The 18070-nt window shown below is 64.7% G+C and carries 15 protein-coding genes; 7 read left to right on the forward strand and 8 right to left on the reverse strand.

Annotated elements, in window-relative coordinates; translation table 11 throughout:
* Nucleotides 1–237: 237 nt before the first annotated feature.
* From zwf to eda, 4 genes are all read left to right on the forward strand, one after another.
* On the forward strand, nucleotides 238–1707 hold the full coding sequence (gene zwf, locus AC16HO_RS09685; RefSeq protein WP_395642633.1) for a glucose-6-phosphate dehydrogenase: 1470 nt from the start codon (nucleotides 238–240) through the stop codon (nucleotides 1705–1707).
* A complete protein-coding gene (pgl, locus tag AC16HO_RS09690; RefSeq protein WP_395642337.1) occupies nucleotides 1704–2402 on the forward strand; it encodes a 6-phosphogluconolactonase in 699 nt (232 codons plus the stop codon). Before zwf ends, pgl begins: the two co-directional genes overlap by 4 nt.
* Nucleotides 2403–2569: 167 nt before the next feature.
* Nucleotides 2570–4387, forward strand: a complete 1818-nt coding sequence (gene edd / locus AC16HO_RS09695; protein ID WP_484335400.1) for a phosphogluconate dehydratase — start codon at nucleotides 2570–2572, stop codon at nucleotides 4385–4387.
* A 59-nt stretch (nucleotides 4388–4446) separates the two neighbouring features.
* Entirely contained in the window at nucleotides 4447–5103 is a 657-nt protein-coding gene (gene eda / locus AC16HO_RS09700) for a bifunctional 4-hydroxy-2-oxoglutarate aldolase/2-dehydro-3-deoxy-phosphogluconate aldolase (RefSeq protein WP_395642338.1), read from the forward strand.
* A gap of 14 nt (nucleotides 5104–5117) precedes the next feature.
* Here the strand turns inward: eda and AC16HO_RS09705 are convergent, their stop codons facing one another.
* The 3 genes from AC16HO_RS09705 to AC16HO_RS09715 form a co-directional block, all read right to left on the reverse strand.
* Nucleotides 5118–6563 (reverse strand): hypothetical protein, encoded by a 1446-nt coding sequence (locus AC16HO_RS09705; protein WP_395642339.1) that lies wholly within the window; start codon nucleotides 6561–6563, stop codon nucleotides 5118–5120.
* Nucleotides 6564–6734: 171 nt separating this feature from the next.
* Nucleotides 6735–7019, reverse strand: a complete 285-nt coding sequence (locus AC16HO_RS09710; RefSeq protein ID WP_395642340.1) for a hypothetical protein — start codon at nucleotides 7017–7019, stop codon at nucleotides 6735–6737.
* A gap of 228 nt (nucleotides 7020–7247) precedes the next feature.
* The gene (locus AC16HO_RS09715) at nucleotides 7248–8324 is read right to left on the reverse strand and encodes a LacI family DNA-binding transcriptional regulator (protein WP_395642635.1); all 1077 of its coding nucleotides are present in this window, start codon (nucleotides 8322–8324) and stop codon (nucleotides 7248–7250) included.
* Nucleotides 8325–8738: 414 nt separating this feature from the next.
* On the opposite strand from AC16HO_RS09715, the gene AC16HO_RS09720 reads away from it, so the two are divergent.
* Together AC16HO_RS09720 and AC16HO_RS09725 are read left to right on the forward strand one after the other, a co-directional pair.
* Entirely contained in the window at nucleotides 8739–9800 is a 1062-nt protein-coding gene (locus tag AC16HO_RS09720) for a glucokinase (RefSeq protein WP_395642341.1), read from the forward strand.
* A 149-nt stretch (nucleotides 9801–9949) separates the two neighbouring features.
* A complete protein-coding gene (locus AC16HO_RS09725; RefSeq protein WP_395642342.1) occupies nucleotides 9950–12715 on the forward strand; it encodes a TonB-dependent receptor in 2766 nt (921 codons plus the stop codon).
* 57 nt (nucleotides 12716–12772) lie between these two features.
* On the opposite strand, the gene AC16HO_RS09730 is transcribed toward AC16HO_RS09725, so the two are convergent.
* Both AC16HO_RS09730 and AC16HO_RS09735 read right to left on the reverse strand, forming a co-directional pair.
* Nucleotides 12773–13087, reverse strand: coding sequence for a hypothetical protein (locus AC16HO_RS09730; RefSeq protein ID WP_395642343.1), 315 nt, complete (start codon nucleotides 13085–13087; stop codon nucleotides 12773–12775).
* A gap of 217 nt (nucleotides 13088–13304) precedes the next feature.
* Complete coding sequence (locus tag AC16HO_RS09735; RefSeq protein WP_395642344.1) at nucleotides 13305–14213, reverse strand: acyltransferase; 909 nt, start codon at nucleotides 14211–14213, stop codon at nucleotides 13305–13307.
* Nucleotides 14214–14747: 534 nt separating this feature from the next.
* Between AC16HO_RS09735 and AC16HO_RS09740 the strand changes: the two genes are divergently transcribed.
* Nucleotides 14748–16814: an alkaline phosphatase D family protein gene (locus AC16HO_RS09740; RefSeq protein WP_395642345.1), complete on the forward strand. Its 2067-nt coding sequence runs from the start codon at nucleotides 14748–14750 to the stop codon at nucleotides 16812–16814.
* 279 nt (nucleotides 16815–17093) lie between these two features.
* Here the strand turns inward: AC16HO_RS09740 and AC16HO_RS09745 are convergent, their stop codons facing one another.
* The 3 genes from AC16HO_RS09745 to AC16HO_RS09755 form a co-directional block, all read right to left on the reverse strand.
* Nucleotides 17094–17348, reverse strand: a complete 255-nt coding sequence (locus AC16HO_RS09745; RefSeq protein WP_395642346.1) for a hypothetical protein — start codon at nucleotides 17346–17348, stop codon at nucleotides 17094–17096.
* On the reverse strand, nucleotides 17345–17623 hold the full coding sequence (locus AC16HO_RS09750) for a hypothetical protein (RefSeq protein ID WP_395642347.1): 279 nt from the start codon (nucleotides 17621–17623) through the stop codon (nucleotides 17345–17347). Before AC16HO_RS09750 ends, AC16HO_RS09745 begins: the two co-directional genes overlap by 4 nt.
* A gap of 85 nt (nucleotides 17624–17708) precedes the next feature.
* A complete protein-coding gene (locus tag AC16HO_RS09755; RefSeq protein WP_395642348.1) occupies nucleotides 17709–18053 on the reverse strand; it encodes a RidA family protein in 345 nt (114 codons plus the stop codon).
* Nucleotides 18054–18070: the final 17 nt, after the last annotated feature.

Here is an 18070-nt window from a genome sequence, read left to right on the forward strand (position 1 = left end):
TTCGCGCATGCGCGCACGATACACCTGCTTTTGGCCGTCTCGGGTCCCTATTGCAATGCGGCGGCGGACGATCAGGTACAAAGGATGCCGGCGAGGTCGGCCGCCGAGAGCCGCCGGAATGACGAACAAAGACGGAGTCATCCGCGGGTATTGCCAATCAGTGGTATGAAAGTGGTATCATTACGGCGCAAATTACAATTCTCGAAATCGAGCATCCGGAGCGCACCCGTGGCAGAAATGAAAGTGGTCGACCTGTTTGATCTGGTGATCTTCGGCGGCACCGGCGACCTCGCCATGCGCAAGCTGCTGCCGGCGATGTACCGTCGTTATGCAGACGGACAGATTCCGCCCGACAGCCGCATCGTCGGCGTCGCGCGCACCCACGGCGACGATCCGTCGTATCGCGAAGGCGTGCGTGCGGCGATCGCACAGCACGTGAAGAACGCCGAGGCGGCGACGGTCGAGCGCTTTCTCGCGATGGTGCACTACTTCGGCCTCGACGCGACCCAGGACACCGGCTGGAACGAATTCGAAGCCGACCTCAAATCACGCGCCGGTCGGGTGCGCGTGTTCTATCTGTCGACGAGCCCGAGTCTGTTCGTGGCGATCTGCAACCGCCTGCGCGCGCACGGCCTCAACGGCGACGATGCGCGCGTCGTGATCGAGAAACCGATCGGCAGCGATCTGGCCAGCGCGACCGTGATCAACAACGACGTCGCCAGCGCGTTCGACGAACGGCACGTGTTCCGCATCGACCACTATCTCGGCAAGGAGACGGTGCAGAATCTGCTCGCATTGCGTTTCGGCAACGTGCTGTTCGAGCCGCTGTGGAACGCCCGCCGCATCGACCACGTGCAGATTACCGTCGCCGAGACGGTCGGCCTGGAAAAACGCGGCGCCTACTACGACAACGCCGGCGCCTTGCGCGACATGGTGCAGAACCATCTGCTGCAGCTGCTCTGCATGGTCGCGATGGAGCCGCCTGCCTCGCTCGATGCCGACGCGGTGCGCGACGAGAAACTCAAGGTGCTGCGCTCGCTTAAACCCATCGACCAGAACAACGCGATCATCAGCACCGTGCGCGGCCAGTACCGCGCAGGCGCGAGCAACGGCGGCGCGGTGCCGGGTTATCTCGAGGATCTCGGCAAGCCGAGCTCGAATACCGACACCTTCGTCGCGATCAAGGCCGAGGTCGACAACTGGCGCTGGGCCGGCGTGCCGTTCTACCTGCGCACCGGCAAGCGCCTGCCCGCGCGCGTGTCTGAAATCGTCATCCAGTTCCGCCAGATCCCGCATTCCATCTTCGCCCCGAGCGCGGGCCCGGTCGCCCCGAACAGGCTCGTGCTGCGCCTGCAGCCCGACGAAGGCGTGAAACTGTGGCTGATGATCAAGTCGCCCGGCCCCGGCGGGCTGCGCCTGCAGGAAGTGCCGCTGGACATGAGCTTCGCCGAAGCATTCGGCGTGTCGCAGCCCGACGCCTACGAGCGCCTGCTGCTCGACGTCGTGCGCGGAAATCTGACGTTGTTCATGCGCCGCGACGAAGTCGAGGCTGCATGGAGCTGGGTCGATCCGATCCTCGCCGCATGGAAGGCCAACCCCGAGGCGCCCAAGCCGTACACCGCGGGCACCTGGGGTCCGAGCGCCGCCATCGCGCTGATCGAACGCGACGGCCGTACCTGGCACGACGCGGACACGAACGACGCATGAACGCGCTCGACTGCCAGCGCTACGCGGACGGCGCGCAGCTCGCCGCAGCGCTTGCCGCGGCAGTGGCCGGTGATCTCGCGCAAGGCATCGCCGCGAACGGTACGGCGCTGCTTGCGGTGTCGGGCGGCAAGACGCCGCCGCGTTTTTTCCAGGCGCTTTCGCAGCAAGCGATCGACTGGAGCAGCGTCGTCGTCACCCTCGTCGACGAACGCTGGGTGGCGCCCGACGACGCACGCTCCAACGCCGGCCTCGTGCACGCGAACCTGTTGCAGGGGCGCGCCGCCGTCGCGCGCTTCGTGCCGCTTTACACCGCTGATGCGGCGACCCCGGAACAGGGAGCGCCCGCGATCGCCGCCGCCCTCGCCGCCCTGCGCCCACCGTTCGACGCGCTCGTGCTCGGCATGGGCGACGACGGCCACACCGCTTCGTTCTTCCCCGGCGGCGACCATCTTGCCGCGGCGACCGATCCGCGCAGCGATGCCATCGTCCTGCCGATGCGCGCGCAAGGCGCCGGCGAGCCGCGCATCACGCTGACCCTGCCCGCGATCCTGCGCAGCCGCGCGATCTATCTGCACATCGAAGGCGAACGCAAACGCAAGGTGCTCGAAGCCGCACGCCACGCCGCCAGCACGTATCCGGTCAGCACTGTGCTGCGCAACGCTCGCGCGCCAGTAAAGGTGTATTGGTGCCCGTGAATGCAACAGGAAATGAGTTTTTTGCCACGGATTGCACCGATGAACACGGATCGGGAATATTTGGATTGCTTCGATCCATTCGTGTTCAACCGTGTGATCCGTGACCAATGCTCTTCATCCATTTCACGAGTCAGAAGGTCACGATTTAAAAACGAAGGCGTGAAGTCATGTCATTGAACCCCACCATCGCAAAAGTCACCGCACGCATCGCCGAGCGCAGCCGCGCCACGCGCGAGGCCTACCTCGACAAGATCGGCCGCGCACGCGGCCACGGCCCGCATCGCAAGCGCCTGTCCTGCGGCAACCTCGCGCACGGCTTCGCCGCCTGCGGCAGCGACGACAAGGCGACGATCCGCGCCAACGCACGCGCGAACATCGGCATCGTCAGCGCCTACAACGACATGCTTTCGGCGCACCAGCCCTACGAAACCTACCCCGAGTTGATCCGCCGCACCGCGCGCGCGGTCGGCGCGACCGCGCAGGTCGCCGGCGGCGTACCGGCGATGTGCGACGGCGTAACCCAGGGCCAACCCGGCATGGAGATGAGTCTGTTCTCGCGCGACGTGATCGCGCTCGCCACGGCGGTGTCGCTGTCGCACGACATGTTCGACGCGGCGCTGTACCTCGGCATCTGCGACAAGATCGTGCCCGGCCTGATGATCGGCGCACTGACCTTCGGCCACCTGCCCGGTATCTTCGTGCCGTCCGGGCCGATGCCGAGCGGCATTCCGAACGATCAGAAATCGAAAGTGCGCCAGCTCTACGCCGAGGGCAAGGCCAGCCGCGACGAACTGCTCGACGCCGAAGCCGCTTCGTACCACGCGCCCGGCACCTGCACGTTCTACGGCACGGCGAACTCGAACCAGATGCTGATGGAACTGATGGGCCTGCATCTGCCGGGCGCGAGCTTCGTTGCGCCGAACTCGGCGCTGCGCGAAGCACTGACCGCCGCCGCGGTCGAACGCGCCGCCGCGATCACCGCGCTAGGCGACGAATACATGCCGCTCGGCCGCATCGTCGACGAGCGCGCGCTGGTCAACGGCATTGCCGGCCTGCATGCGACCGGCGGTTCGACCAACCTGCTGCTGCACATCGTCGCGATCGCGCGTGCCGCCGGCATCATCGTCACACTCGAAGACTTCGACGCGATCGCGAGCGCCGTGCCGTTGCTCGCGCGCGTGTACCCGAACGGCAAGGCCGACGTGAACCAGTTGCATGCCGCCGGCGGCCTGAATTTTCTCATTGCGCAACTGCTCGATGCGGGACTCGTCCACGCCGATGTCAACACCGTGAACGGCACCGGTCTCGACGGCTATCGCAAGCACGCGCTGCTCGATGCAGAGAAAAAGTTGGTTCATGTGCCCGTCGCCGCGGCAAGCCTCGATGACACGGTGTTGCGCCCCGCCTCGAATCCCTTCCGTCCCGACGGCGGCCTGAAGGCGCTCGATGGCAATCTCGGCCGCGCGGTGATCAAGATTTCCGCGGTCGCGCCGGAACGCGTCGTGATCGAGGCACCGGCGATCGTGTTCGAGGAACAGGACGACGTGAAAGCCGCGTTCGAGCGCGGCGATCTCGATCGCGATTTCATTGCCGTGGTGCGCTTCCAGGGCCCGCACGCGAACGGCATGCCCGAGCTGCACAAGCTGACGCCGACGCTGGGCGTGCTGCAGGACCGCGGCTTCAAGGTCGCGCTCGTCACCGACGGGCGCATGTCCGGCGCCTCGGGCAAGGTGCCCGCGGCGATCCACCTCACGCCCGAGGCAGCGGCGGGCGGCGCGATCGCGAAGATCCGCGACGGCGACATCGTGCGTCTCGATGCGAATGCGGGCACGCTCGAAGTGAAAGTGGACGCGAACGAATTCAACTCGCGCGCGCCAGCAAGCGCGAGCAACCTCGCTGCGCACCACGTCGGTCTGGGCCGCGAATTGTTTTCATTGTTCCGTGATACCGTCGGGCCGTCCGACGCGGGCGCCAGCGTTTTTTGAGATGTGACCCCGGCATGTGTTCCCGACCATCGCTGTCGGAATGACGAACAGGAATCATCATGACCACCCCGATCGAAAAGAAACAGTCCGAGGTCGAAAAGACCCTGCGCCTCGCCCCCGTTGTCGCCGTCGTCGTGATCGAAGATCTCGCCGCGGCCGTGCCGCTCGCCAAGGCGCTCGTCGCCGGCGGTATTCCGGCGATCGAGATCACGCTGCGCACGCCGGTGGCGCTCGATGCGATCCGCGCGATCGCGAGCGAAGTCGAAGGCGCCGTCGTCGGCTCCGGCACCGTGCTGACGTCGAACGACTTGAAAGCTTCCGAACGCGCCGGAGCACGTTTCGCCGTGTCGCCGGGCGCAACGCGCAACCTGCTCGACGCCGCCGACGCCAGCCTGCTGCCGTGGCTGCCCGCCGCGGCGACCGCGAGCGAAGCGATGGCACTGTTCGAGCGCGGTTACCGCTTCCAGAAATTCTTCCCGGCCGTGCCTGCGGGCGGGGTCAACCTGCTCAAGGCCTGGGCTTCGCCGTTGCCCGGCATCACCTTCTGCCCGACCGGCGGCATCCGCGAGAACACCGCGCCCGATTTCCTCGCCAGCCCGAATGTCGTCTGCGTCGGCGGCACCTGGCTGTCGCCGAGCAACCTGCTCCAGGCCGGTGACTGGAACAAGATCGAACAACTCGCGCGTCTTGCCGCGGCGCTGAAAGCCGCGACCTGAACCGCCGCGGATCACTACGTGCAAGGCGCGCCGTCCACGCGCTTGCACCCGACGTGCATCTTGTGGCGATACAGCGCGGAATAGTTGGCGAGCACGTGTTGCCCGTTCACGTCGCCATTGGCAAAACCGAAGGCCCAGAACCCGGTGACGGGTTGGCCGACGAGAATGTCGCCGTTGGCCGCAGCGACGAGTTGCTGATTCGACCCGGCCACGGCCTGCGTTCCCAATGCAATCTGGAACCATCCATTGTCGATACCCGCGACGAAGTCGCCGGAAACCAGTTTGGACGCGAGCAACGCCGAGCCGGGCTGAGCCTGGTTGAAGCCGAGCACCTGCGTTTCGTATGACAGCCCGAATACTGACTGCAGCGACCCGAAGGGAGCGAAGATCACCGGGCTCCTTTCTTCACGGTCCCAGCTGTCGACCTTCATCTGGCTGAAGGCCGTGCCGCCGTTGACAGCGGAAAACCTTGCATCGAACGGCGGCTGTACCGCGTCCACGGCGTAGTACGGATCGACATAAAACCGTTTCGTCGGATAGGTCAGCACCCACTCGGAATTCCCGGCGATACCCGGTGACGTCCAGTATTCGTTCTGCACGTTGTCGGCCATGAACAACGCCGACACGGCATCGATGGAACGCGTGTAGGTCAGCGACAGCGGCGCGTCGTCGGTATGGATGTCGGCAACATGGGAAGTGGCGCTGGAAATATTCGGCGTCAGCGCGTCCGGCCGGCTGTGTTCGCCAAGACCACCCTTGACGTAGAACTGCGCGATGGCGTCCGCGGCGTAGGAGAACACCACACCGTTGGCCACATCCAGAATCATCGCGTTGCCGGACAAACCTCCCGAAGGCGCGCCGATGTCCCGGGTCGAATCGATCGTCCACTTGCCGCCGTTGGCCCAGGCGCTCACCACGCTGGCGCAATTGGCCGGGACACCGAAGGCATGCGTGATGGCCTTCAAGGTATCGCTCGGCCCGGTCAGTGCACCCATCTCGATGATTTCGACATGGCCTTCGCGCGTGCGCGCGACGCCGGTCGGGCCGCCGTCCTTGCCTTGCTCGCCCGTGCCGTCGAAGTTCGCCGTGGTGAACGGCAACGCCGTCGCCGCCGTGGTCGGCAGCGCCGGCACGGTGCAGCTGTTGTCGCCGGAAAAAATCGCCGCGCCGCCCGCGGTCGGCACGATCACGCCGGCCCAGTAGTCGTGCGGCGAGAGATAGAGGTTGAAGTCCATCACGTCGCGACCGTCGTAGCCTTCGAGCAGGCGTACCTTGACCGCCTTGCCGCCGCTTGTGGAGTTGGTGATGGTGACGAAGCTGTTGTACCCGCCGTTGACCGTGTAATACGGATACACCAGCACCTGCCCGCTGCCGCCGGCGTTGAGGTACATGGCCAGCGCGGATGGTGCGGACAGGCAGAGTGTCGCGGCCGACAGAATCCCGCTTGCGATCGGTTTCATCGCGCACCCCATCTTCATGAACTGACGCGATGATATGCCAGTTCAAAAAAAAAAAAAGCCGAGTGATCGCGTGTTCGCACCACTCCCGGCACAGCCTCGCCTCTCGGGATCGACGAGTCGCCAAGGGCGGATTGGGATCGACGACTCCCCGCACGAGGCATGGCCGGGTCGTCACGAGCACGGCGTGCTGGGCGTGGTTTCGCAACGGAAGTGCAATTTGTGGCGATATGCCGCCGTGTAGTTCGCGAGCGCACCACCCATGTTGCCGTTGACGAGCTGATTGACCCAGAATCCGGTGACCGGCTGGCCGAGCAGTGTCCTGCCGTTGGTCGATGGCGTGAGGCGCTGTCCGGTTGCCAACGCGAGCCGCGCCCACCCATGTTCGGTTTCGACGCTTCCACTGAAATTGGATCCGCGTGGCGTGACGTTCATCGAGACGAGGTTCGATGCGAGCACGCGCGAAGGCGGCAACGGCAATAGTTCAGCGCTCCGCCGGCAGGATGCTGATTGAACGTGACCACCTGCGCCTCGTAGGCCAGGTTCGACTTCGAGCAAGCGCGCGCAATCCCGATGCAACGCCCGCCAGAACGACAACCGCCGTTCGCCCCATGATGCCTACCCCGTTTGCCGAACCCCGCGGCAATACTGGTTGCGGCGAGTTCGCGGCAACGAGGTGGATGACGACTACTTGCCCTGCGCGGCGCCCGGTTTCACCGGCCCGGTCGATCCCCGGATCACGAGCGTCGGGCTGAAGCCGACGTTCTCGGCGCTGTCCTCGGCATGGCGGCCGTGGTGCCTGAGTTCGGCGATAAGCCGTTCCGTCGCACGGCGCGCGATGTCGCCGGTGGCCTGCGCCGCCGTGGTCAGCGCCGGCCAGCACTGGCGCGAGAACGGACTGTCCTCGAAGCCGGCGATCGACAGGTCGTAGGGCACGTTCAAGTTCGCCGCCTTCGCCGCGGCGAGCACGCCGGCGGCAATCTCGTCGTTGGAACCGAAGATCGCAGTCGGCGGATTCCTCAGCGCGAGCAGCTTGCGCGCGCCGCGGAAGCCGTCGTCGAACGAGTAGTCGCCCTCGACGATCAGCGCCTTGTCGAGCGTGATGCCGTAGTGCCTGAGCGCATCCTCGTAACCCTGATAGCGTTCCGGACTCGAACGATGCGCCTTGCCGCCCCAGAGAAAACCGACGCGCTGGTGGCCGAGCTGGATCAGATGCTCGGTGACCGCGTACGCCGCATCGCGATCGTCGACGAAGACGCAGGGAAAACCGTCGCGCGGATCTGCCGCGGCGGAAATGATGCGCACGAACTTGATCTTGTTCGCCGCGAGGAACTCGATCAACTCCATGCGCTCGGACATCGGCGGCGCGAGCACGAGGCCGGCCAGGCGCGAACGCTGCACGAGCTCGCACAGTTCCTCGGCCAGGCCCGGCGAATTCGAATCACAGGGATGGATGTTGAGATCGAAACCGGTCGCGCGACACACCGAAAGCACGCCGTTCTGCATGGCGATCACGTAGTACGCGTTCGGGTTGTCGTAGACCATGCCGATCGTGTACGACTTCGCGCTGCGCAGGCTGCGCGCGGACAGGTCGGGCTGGTAGTTGAGCTCGGCGATCGCGCGCTCGACACGCTTGCGTGTCGCCTCGAGCACCGAGGGTTCGCTGTTGACGACGCGGGACACGGTTTTCAGCGACACCTTCGCGCGCTTGGCGACGTCCTTGATCGTGGCGCTGCGCCTGCGCGTCGTCGTGTCCGGTTTCATCTCTCTCATCTGCGTTGCAGCTCGCAGCTATTGTCACCCGAAAGCGAGTGTGCGGCCAGTCGAACTTCGCGCCCACCGGCCGCGACACCGCGCCCTCGCCCGGGCCACGACGACGGCGGCGGCGCGGCACGCCCTTGCGGCCTGCGCGTCCGCCGCGGCGACAGTGCGGTCCGGATCGAAAAAGGCGCACCCACAATCAACGTTGTCATCGACCACCCCTATCCCGCGTCGGCATGAATTGGCCGGAATCTGCGTCTTTCGACCCGCGGGAGGAATTCTGCCACGAATTGTTGACAACGTTGTCATGATGCCGGACACTACGCCACGACCGAGCGACCGCGAGTGTCGCCGGCATAGGGATTCCGGAAGTGCAATCCGGAACGTTTCGATCCAGAAGCGGGGAAGCTGCACACGATGCGAAGCGCGAGTCCCCAATTCGTCGACCCGTCGCCGCGGCAGACAGCCGCGGCGCCTGCCGCGCCGGGGCCGTTCATCGCCGCGGACGTGGGCGGAACGCACGCACGCGTCGGCCTGATCCAGCCGACGGCGGACTCCGCCAGCGGCGCGAACCTCGACATCCTGCAATATCGCAAGTTCAACTGCGCCGACTACACGGACCTGCACGACATCCTGCGCGAATTCGCCGATGGCGTCGGTGGCCGCATCGCCACGCACGCCTGCATCGCCTGTGCCGGGCTGGTCAGCGGCGACGACCTGATCAACGCCAATCTGCCCTGGCGCGTTTCGATTTCGCGCCTGCGCGAGGAACTCGGCCTGGATCGCGTCGTCCTCGTCAACGATTTCACCGCGGTTGCCTACGCCGCGCATTTCCAGTGCGTGACCAACTCGACCCTGATCGCCGGGCGCGGCGCGATCAATCCCGCCCTGCCGCGGCTCGTAGTCGGTCCGGGCACCGGCCTCGGCGCCGCGGCGTTGATCCCCGGCGGCGCGCGCCCCGGCATTCTCGCCACCGAAGGAGGCCACGCGGCACTCGCGGCACGTACGGATCTCGAGTTCGAAATCGTGCGCCGGCTCGGCCACGGCTCCATCCACGTTCCGAACGAGCAGGTCTTTTCCGGCCCCGGCCTGTTCGCGCTCTATCGCACGTTGGGCGAATTGCGCGCCATGCATGCGCAATTCGAATCGCCTGCGCAGGTCACCGCGGCGGCGCTTGCGCGCAGCGACGCGCTCGCGATCGAAACAGTCGAACTCTTCTGCGCCTGGTTCGGCAGCCTGATCGGCGATCTGGTCATGTTGCTCGGCGCCTATGGCGGAGTGTATCTGGCGGGCGGCGTGCTGCCGCGAATCGCACCGCTGCTGCGCGCCAGCGGCTTCGCCCGGCGCCTCAGCGACAAGGGCGCGCTGCACGAGGTGCTGGCGCGCGTGCCGGTACACCTGATCGACCACGGCCAACTCGGCGTGACCGGCGCGGCGCACTGGTTTCTCGATCACGAATACGGAGGAAAAAGAAGCTGAGAAAAGTTCACGGAGAACTCGTAACACGGGAGCAGCAGTCGGTGCGGGACGCACGCTTGCATAACTATAAAAGTATATAAGTGTAAAACACTGGAGACACGGCAAACGCCGATTCTTCCTGACCAAAACACATATTGAGAGGGCCACCGATGAAATACTCCAAGACCATGCTCGCGGCGAGCATCGCCGCCAGTCTGTACGCCAGCGCGCTCGCCTACGCCGCCGAGCCTGCCCCGGCCGATCCGCAGCAGACGCCGTCAGCGCAGGAAGACGCGAACACGAAGAAGAATGCCAACACCGAGGAACTCGGCACTGTCGTCGTCACCGGCATCCGCGACACCGAAGCGCGATCGCTGCAGCTGAAGCAGGCCTACGATTCGCACGTCGAGGTAGTCACCGCCGAGGACGTGGGCAAGCTGCCGGCGAAGAACGTCGCCGACACGCTCGAGCGCCTGCCCGGCGTCAACATCTCCTCGTCCAGCGCGAGTGAAGGCGGCTTCGACGAGAACGACCGCGTCAGCCTGCGCGGCACCAATCCGAGTCTCACCCAGACGTTGATCAACGGCCACGCCGTCGGCACCGGCGACTGGTTCGTGCTGAGCCAGGTGCAGACAGTCGGCCGCAGCGTCAGCTACAGCCTGTTGCCGTCGGAAATCGTCAGCGAGGTGATCGTGCACAAGACCTCCGAGGCGAAGATCGTCGAAGGCGGCGCGGCTGGCTCGGTCGACATCATCACGCGCAAGCCGCTGCAATACGGCAAGGACCTCACCGCTTCGGCCTCGATCGGCGGCGTCTATTCCGACCTGCCCAGCGACACCAAGCCTCAGTTCAACGGCCTCGTCAACTGGAAGGTGAACGACAACTTCGGCGTACTCGCCCAGTTGTTCTACGAGGAACGCTCGCTCGAACGTCAGGGCCAGGAGGTGGTCGGCGGCTACAACCGGATTGCCGCGACCGATCCGATCGCCCTCGCCCATCCCGATCTCGCCGGCGTGTACTACCCGAACGAAATCGGCGCCGTGCTGTTCACGCAGAAGCGCAAGCGCGAAGGCGGAACGATCGATCTCGAGTTCAAGCCCACCGACAACCTCACGCTCGACCTCAATGCTTTCTATTCCAAGCTCAAGGCCGACAACTACAACCGCAACTACATGATGTGGGGCAGCCAGTTCGTCAACAGCGGCGCGGGCTTCGGTTCCAGTTACACGGTCAAGAACAACGTGCTGACTTCGGCTTCGTTCGCGCCGGTCGCCGGAAGCACCGCGCCCTATGTCGTCTACGACCAGATCTCGCGCCCCGGCGCGGCCTCGAAGTCGGACTACGTCACGTTCGACGCCGACTGGCGCGCCAGCGACAAGCTGACGTTCAAGGCTCAGGCCGGCATCACCAACGGCAGCGGCAAGAGCCCGCATCAGGACGTGATGGAACTTGGTGCGCAGGCCGGCGCCGGCGCGAGCTGGAACATGCACGGCACGAGCTCGCCGATCGACTGGACGATGGGCGGCGACAACTCCTCGCCGTCGGGCATCATGCCGGCCGCCGGCTGGATCTTCGGCGAGCAGGGCATCGATGTTAAGGACAAGGAGAACTGGGCACAGGCCGACGGCGAGTTCGCGGTCGACAGCGGCGCACTCTCGACGATCGATTTCGGCGTGCGCTACGCCAAGCACACGCGTGAGAACCTGTTCGACGTGGCGCAGGGCCCGAACTGGGCCACCAACTGGACCGACGCCGCGGGCTATCCGACCTCGTCCTACGCCAACTATCCGGGCGATTTCTCCAGCAACGTCGGCGGCAACTTCCCCGGCAACATCTGGTATTGGACGCCGGCACAGCTCGCGGCGATCGACGCGAAGTTCGCCAACCGCGACCCGGTCGCGCGCTTCTACTTCAACGACATCTATTCGGTGAAGGAGAAGGATTCGGCCGCCTATGTCCAGTTCAACTTCGTCGGCAATGGCTGGAGCGGCAACCTCGGCGTGCGCTACGTCGGCACCGATTCCGACATCAGCTACAGCTCGACCAGCCCGCAGGAGAAGATCGTCACCGGTCCGATCACCGGCTCGGCATTCGGCAACTACTACTGGAACACGGCGAAGAACAGCAAGGACAACTTCCTGCCCAGCGCCAACATCAAGTTCGACATGCGCGACGACATGGTGCTGCGCGTTGCCGCTTCGCAGACGCTGACACGTCCGGACTATTCCGCCCTCGCCGGCTTCGTCTCGCTCGACGACCTCACCCATACCGGCAGCGGCGGCAATCCGCAACTCAAGCCGATCGTGTCGACCAACGTCGACGTGGCCTGGGAATGGTACTTCGCGCCGCGCGGCCTGTTGTCGGTCGGCGCCTACAACATGAACCTGTCGAACTACATCAATTTCGGCAACGAGACGCGCACCTACAAGGACATGCAGGCCAGCGAAACCTCGGGCCACGACGTGTTCAACAGCTACCTCGTCAGCGTGCCGCACAACGTCGACGGCCACGTCAAGGGCGTCGAATTCAACTACATCCAGCCGATCGGCGAGAACTTCGGCGTTGCCGCGAACTACACCTACGCAGACGGCAGCACCGACAACGGCGGCCCGCTGCAGGGCAACTCGCGCAACACGTTCAACGTCTCCGGCTATTTCGAGAACGCACAGTTCAATGCGCGTCTGTCGTACACGTACCGTTCGACGTTCTATGCCGGCGTGAGCCGTACCGACACGTTCTACCAGCAAGGCTCCGGTACTCTGAACGCGTCGTTCGGTTATGCAATCACACCGTGGGCGACGGTCACGCTCGACGCGATGAACCTCAACGATCCAAAGCTAAAGTACTACACGCAGAGCGCGGCTTACGGCAATCAACCGTATGCGTTCTATGTGAACGGCCGCCAGTACTACGCCACGCTGCGCCTCAAGTTCTGATCTTGCGGCAACGGTGCCTGCTCCCGGCTTCGGGAACAGGCATCGGCGAGTCCGGTCTCACCCTTTCAAGGCGTTCTCCAGCCGTTGCGGGCCTTGCGTCAATCGAGGCCCGCTTTTTTTTCCAAGCGAGTCCGCAACAACCCACGCAGGGCCGATCAGGGCGGCGTTTATCGCATGCTCGCTCCAGATCCAATGCCTGGGTGGATTGGCGAACAGCATCGGCGGGTGCACCAGCGGCATGAACGAGACGAACATCGCGGTGAGAAGGATCGCGGCCAGACGCGCCTGCACGCTGCGAAAATCGCGATGCCGGCCGTGATGTGGCGCAACCCGGTCACATGGCCCCCGAACTCCTGCGAACGCGACGGCCATGTCGGCACCAGTGGCGCGGTCAGGTTCAGGTAGACGAAATGCGCCGTGCCAAATACCAGGCAGCAAGCTCCGAACGCGATCTGCCCGCCGCGCGTGAGGCGCAGACACCCGTCAATCCGGCTTCGTCAGCGCCGTCGACTACCGCCGCGACCAGCGCGACCTCGACGAGATCGTCGTGCGCGAAGGGCCGCACCCTGCGATCGCGGAATCTTCCGGATCATCTCGACGGCGCCGCCGGCTCCGCGCCGAGCATGCGCTCGATGTCCTCGTCCTTCTCGCGCCACAGGTCGTTCATCCATTGCTGGAACGCGGCGCGGAACGCCGGATCTCCCCGATAGTCGCCCGCGGCCAGCTCCTGCGGAATGGGACGCTGGCGCACCCGCACGCGCACCTCGGAAAGGCGGTTCGCCATCAGGTCGATCATCGTCGGAATGCCGGCGGGATAGACGATGGTGACATCGAGGATCGCATTGAGGCCCTGCCCCATCGCATCGAGCACGAATGCCACGCCACCCGACCTGGGTGTGAGCAGATGCCGGTACGGCGACTGCTGCCGCGCATGACGGCTGGCAGTGAAGCGCGTACCCTCGACGAAATTCATCACCGACACCGGAATCGCACGGAATTTTTCGCAGGCGCGGCGTGTGGCTTCGCGGTCACGCTCGCCGAGTTGCGGATTGCGCTCGATCTGCTCGCGCGTGTAGCGGCCCATGAACGGGAAATCAAGCGCCCACCATGCCAACCCCATCACCGGCACCCAGAACAGTTGGCGCTTGAGGAAAAACCGCAGCAGCGGAATGCGGCGGTTGAACACCTTCTGCAATACCAGAATGTCCACCCAGCTCTGGTGGTTGGCGAGCACCAGGTAGTGCCCGTCGATCTTCATCCCGGCTTGTTCGTCGATGCGGAAACACGTGCCGGTGAGATGATCGATCATCGCCGTGTTCACCGCGATCCAGCTCTGCGCGAGGCCAGTCAACAGCGGGTTGAAGGCCAGGCGCACCGACTCGAACGGCAGCAGCGCCTTGAGCAACGCCACCGCCAGCAACGGTGTCGCATGCAACAGCGTGTTGACCACGATCAACGGAAAAATCGCGGAAGCCCGCAGCCACGAAAGAAAAGACATCAGCAACTACCCCGATTCGACCCGAGGTCGCAGCTTAGCAAAACGGTCCGCAGATACGCGGGCCGCAACTGCATCGAACTCCGTCCGCCGCGCCCCGCGAACGGGCCGACCTGCGCGACCGTGCATGATCGATCCATCGACACCGCACCGTCGGCGCGCATGATCCGCGGGGCGGAGAAACTTGCGCAGCCGCCAGATTCCTTCCTGCGACAAAAGGCACGCCGGGCGAACCTCGCGCCATCCAATGACGTTCGCCCACGCCGTCGGCTCATGCTCGTGCAGGTGATCCATGCGCTCCGCCGATCGGCCCGGTCCGTGTCCCCCGATATTTGCTCCGCTGTCATTGCCGACAAACGACCGCGCTGGTGGCCGTCGCTGCCCCCCATCCATGACTCTTGCCACGGGCAACTCGACGAAATTTTCGCCACGCTGACGGCTCGGGGCTTTCTGCGGGCGCACGAATCCACCTTTTGCCCGGGAAATGCCGTTGACGGTTTTGTATCGCCTTCTCCTCGTTCACGCCGGAGCGCCAGCATGACCCCACTCTCTCGCCGCCGCTTTCTCGCCAGCGCCGCGGCGCTCGGCGCGGTCGCCGTCTGGAGCCGCACGATCGCCGCGCCTTCGCGCACGCAATGGCGCGAGCATCGCGGATCGTTTCGCGAAGGGGTCGCCTCGGGCGATCCGACCTGCGACAGCGTGATTCTGTGGACGCGCTATACGACGAACGCCGCGCAGCCCGTTTCGCTCGATCTCGAAGTGGCCGAGGACGCCGATTTCAACCATGTCGTCGCAGTCAAGAAAACCACTGTCGCCGCCGACGCAGACTGGACCTGCCGCGTGCTCGTCGGCGGCCTCCAGCCCGCGCGCGAGTACTGGTACCGCTTCACCGACGCCCACGGCAACGGCAGCCGCATCGGCCGCACGCTGACCGCGCCGGCGCTCGACGACGCGCGTCCGGTGCGCTTCGCGTTCGTGTCGTGCCAGAACGCGAATCTCGGCGCGCAGACGGCGTACCGGCGCATGATCCATGACGACAATCAGGCGGCGCGCGACGAGCGCCTCGGTTTCGTCCTGCATCTCGGCGACTTCATCTATGAACTCGTCTGGTATCCGGAAGACCGGCCGCAGGGTTACTACGACCGCCGCATCCGCGATCTCGTGCGCTACGCGCACGGCGAGAAACACGGCGACTTCCATATTCCGACGACGGTCGACGACTACCGCGCCGTCTATCGCGCGTATCTGGCCGATCCCGATCTGCAGGATGCGCGCGCGACCTTTCCGTTCGTGTCGATTTGGGACAACCACGAGTTCAGCTGGCTCGGCTGGCAGAGCCTGCAAACATTCGACGGCAAGACGCTGCCGCGGCAAACGCGCAAGGTCGCCGCGATGCAGGCGTGGTTCGAATACCAGCCCGCGCGCGTGACGAAGCCGAACCCGTCGCTGGCACGTTTCGGCGCGCCGCACGTCGTCGATGCGTCGATCACCCGCTTCGACGATAACGGCATGGGCCAGGAGCCGAACAACCTCGCCGCGCTCGCGAGTCTCACCGGCTATCGCGCACTGCGCTGGGGCCGTCATGTCGATCTCATCATCACCGACCAGCGCAGCTACCGCTCGCAAGATCCGACCGGCGACAATCGTGCGGACGCGTTCACGAGCAAGGATTTCCCGAACCTGTTCCCGCAGGAGGCACAGGAAATTCTCGATGCCGGCCGCACGGCGAATCACGGCAGGCCGCCGGCGACGATCCGCTACGGCGACAAGGACATCGCGAACTATCGCAAGGACCAGCCCGCGCAGACGATACTCGGCGCCACGCAGAAAAAGTGGTTCCTCGACAAGCTCAAGGCATCGAACGCGACGTGGAAAATCTGGGGCAACACGACGGGCACGCTCGATTGGCGCGCCGATCCACAGAATCTCCCGGCCGGCCTCACCAAGCCCTGGCCCGGCGCCGGCTACGCCGGTTTCGGCGGCGGCGATCACGGCAGCGCCTACGTCGAACGCGCACAGATCTACGACTTCGTCGCCAGCGAAGGCATCACCGGATTCGCCACGGTCGCAGGCGATCGCCACAGTTTCTGGGCCGGGCTCGCCGCCAAGGCATTGCCGCCGCAGAAATTCGAGCCGGTGGGCATCGCGTTCGTCACCGGATCGATCTCGGCACCCGGGCTCGTCGAATCGCTGGAGCACAAGTTTCCCAAAGACCACCCGCTGCGCCCGCTGTTCGTCGCCGATCGCGGCGGCCCCAAGCCGGAGCCGGCGGTCAACCTGCTGCTGCGGCACGGCGTGCGCAGCTGCCTCGAATATTCGAAGAGCGGCGACATCGACAAAGCACGCGCGCTTTCGAACCCGGACAATGCCCCGCATCTGCGCTTCATCGACATGGGCGGGCACGGCTACACGGTCGTGCGCGCGAGCGCGGACGCGTTCGAAACCGAATTCGTCTGCATCCAGCGGCCCGTCGAAAGCAACACGGCGGCGGACGGCGGCGCGCTCGTTTATCGCGTCAAGCACCGCGCCCCGCTGTGGAAAAAAGGCGAAGCGCCGCAACTGGAACAACACATCATCGAAGGCGATCCGAAACTTTCGATCTGAACCGTCCAAAAAGGTGATCAGACTCGTTTAAGGGCTGTGCAAATGGATCTGATCCCGGTTTTGCCTGTTTCAGGGAACAATTGAGCGGAGTACGCGCCACCATTTCGACCTACTCACAACTCGAATCTCCCCACCATCCGATGTTCGCGCGCAGGCCAACGCGGACACAGCGCTTCGACTGCCTCCATCAGCGCAATCCATGCCTCGAACGGATCGCGCGCGGTCACCGGCTGGTAAGGAAGGCCCGCTTCGCGTACAAGCAACGCGTCCCGCGTGGAATCAGCCGTCAATGTCGATGATGATTTCATCAAGCAGCGCCTCGCGCTCGAACAGGCGGAAATACCGCCGCACTTCGCCCATATTGAGTGTGTTGTAGTTGGCGCGCAACAAGGAACGGATGTCTTCGATGTCCTGGGCGCGTTTCGGGTTGTTGACATAAGCCTGCAGCTTGAATCCGATCAGGCCTTCGGCAGATACGACGCGCAAACGACCGAGCTCGGTTTCTCTTTCTTCGGCACTGTGCAGCAGGTTCATGTGCTGGGTCGATGCGCAAAGAGGAAGTCCATTCCGTCGTCCCCGCGCAGGTAGTTGGCTGCATCCTCGCTCCGATGCAGACAGCGATAACCGAGGTCGAGCAGGATCGCGTCCAGTGCGTCGGCATCGGCAGCGTCGGCGAGAAAATCGACATCTTGCGTAGCGCGGACGACATTGTGCGCAGCCAGCGCCAAGCCGCCGATCAATGCCGGAGGCGTCTTCAGGCACTTGAATGCGGCCAAAGCTTCCTTGATTTGATCAACCAGGCGCGCCATGGATCACATGTTTCGAAACTGGACTCAGCAAAACTGGGGGCAGAGTAGCCCTTTTTGCGATGGAAGACAGCTTGCGGCGACATGCTCACACAGCTGCGGTAACAACGATCTCGACCTTCCATTGCGGCTTCGCGAGCTTCGCCTCGACCGTCGCGCGCGCGGGCGCGTTGTCGGGCACGACCCACGCATCCCAGGCGCGATTCATGCCGGCGAAATCGGCGATGTCGGCGAGAAAAATCTGCGCGCGCAGGATGCGCGTCTTGTCACTGCCCGCCTGCGCGAGCAAGGCATCGATCGCGGCCAGCACCTCGCGCGTCTGACCTTCGATGTCGAGACTCGCGTCCTCCGGCACCTGCCCGGCCAGATAGACGACACCATTGTGGATGCTGGCCTCGGACATGCGCGGGCCGGGATCAATGCGTTGGATCATGAAGTTCCTGTGACTGG

The organism is Rudaea sp. (assembly GCF_057139185.1).

Bases quoted from the DNA above. Each gene is read 5' to 3' on its own strand.
- AC16HO_RS09735 (WP_395642344.1), bottom strand. From the start codon at position 14,213: ATGTCTTTTCTTTCGTGGCTGCGGGCTTCCGCGATTTTTCCGTTGATC.
- AC16HO_RS09715 (WP_395642635.1), bottom strand. From the start codon at position 8,324: ATGAAACCGGACACGACGACGCGCAGGCGCAGCGCCACGATCAAGGAC.
- edd (WP_484335400.1), top strand. From the start codon at position 2,570: ATGTCATTGAACCCCACCATCGCAAAAGTCACCGCACGCATCGCCGAG.
- AC16HO_RS09745 (WP_395642346.1), bottom strand. From the start codon at position 17,348: ATGAACCTGCTGCACAGTGCCGAAGAAAGAGAAACCGAGCTCGGTCGT.
- pgl (WP_395642337.1), top strand. From the start codon at position 1,704: ATGAACGCGCTCGACTGCCAGCGCTACGCGGACGGCGCGCAGCTCGCC.
- zwf (WP_395642633.1), top strand. From the start codon at position 238: ATGAAAGTGGTCGACCTGTTTGATCTGGTGATCTTCGGCGGCACCGGC.
- AC16HO_RS09720 (WP_395642341.1), top strand. From the start codon at position 8,739: ATGCGAAGCGCGAGTCCCCAATTCGTCGACCCGTCGCCGCGGCAGACA.
- AC16HO_RS09730 (WP_395642343.1), bottom strand. From the start codon at position 13,087: ATGGCCGTCGCGTTCGCAGGAGTTCGGGGGCCATGTGACCGGGTTGCG.
- AC16HO_RS09755 (WP_395642348.1), bottom strand. From the start codon at position 18,053: ATGATCCAACGCATTGATCCCGGCCCGCGCATGTCCGAGGCCAGCATC.
- AC16HO_RS09740 (WP_395642345.1), top strand. From the start codon at position 14,748: ATGACCCCACTCTCTCGCCGCCGCTTTCTCGCCAGCGCCGCGGCGCTC.
- AC16HO_RS09725 (WP_395642342.1), top strand. From the start codon at position 9,950: ATGAAATACTCCAAGACCATGCTCGCGGCGAGCATCGCCGCCAGTCTG.
- AC16HO_RS09750 (WP_395642347.1), bottom strand. From the start codon at position 17,623: ATGGCGCGCCTGGTTGATCAAATCAAGGAAGCTTTGGCCGCATTCAAG.
- eda (WP_395642338.1), top strand. From the start codon at position 4,447: ATGACCACCCCGATCGAAAAGAAACAGTCCGAGGTCGAAAAGACCCTG.
- AC16HO_RS09705 (WP_395642339.1), bottom strand. From the start codon at position 6,563: ATGAAACCGATCGCAAGCGGGATTCTGTCGGCCGCGACACTCTGCCTG.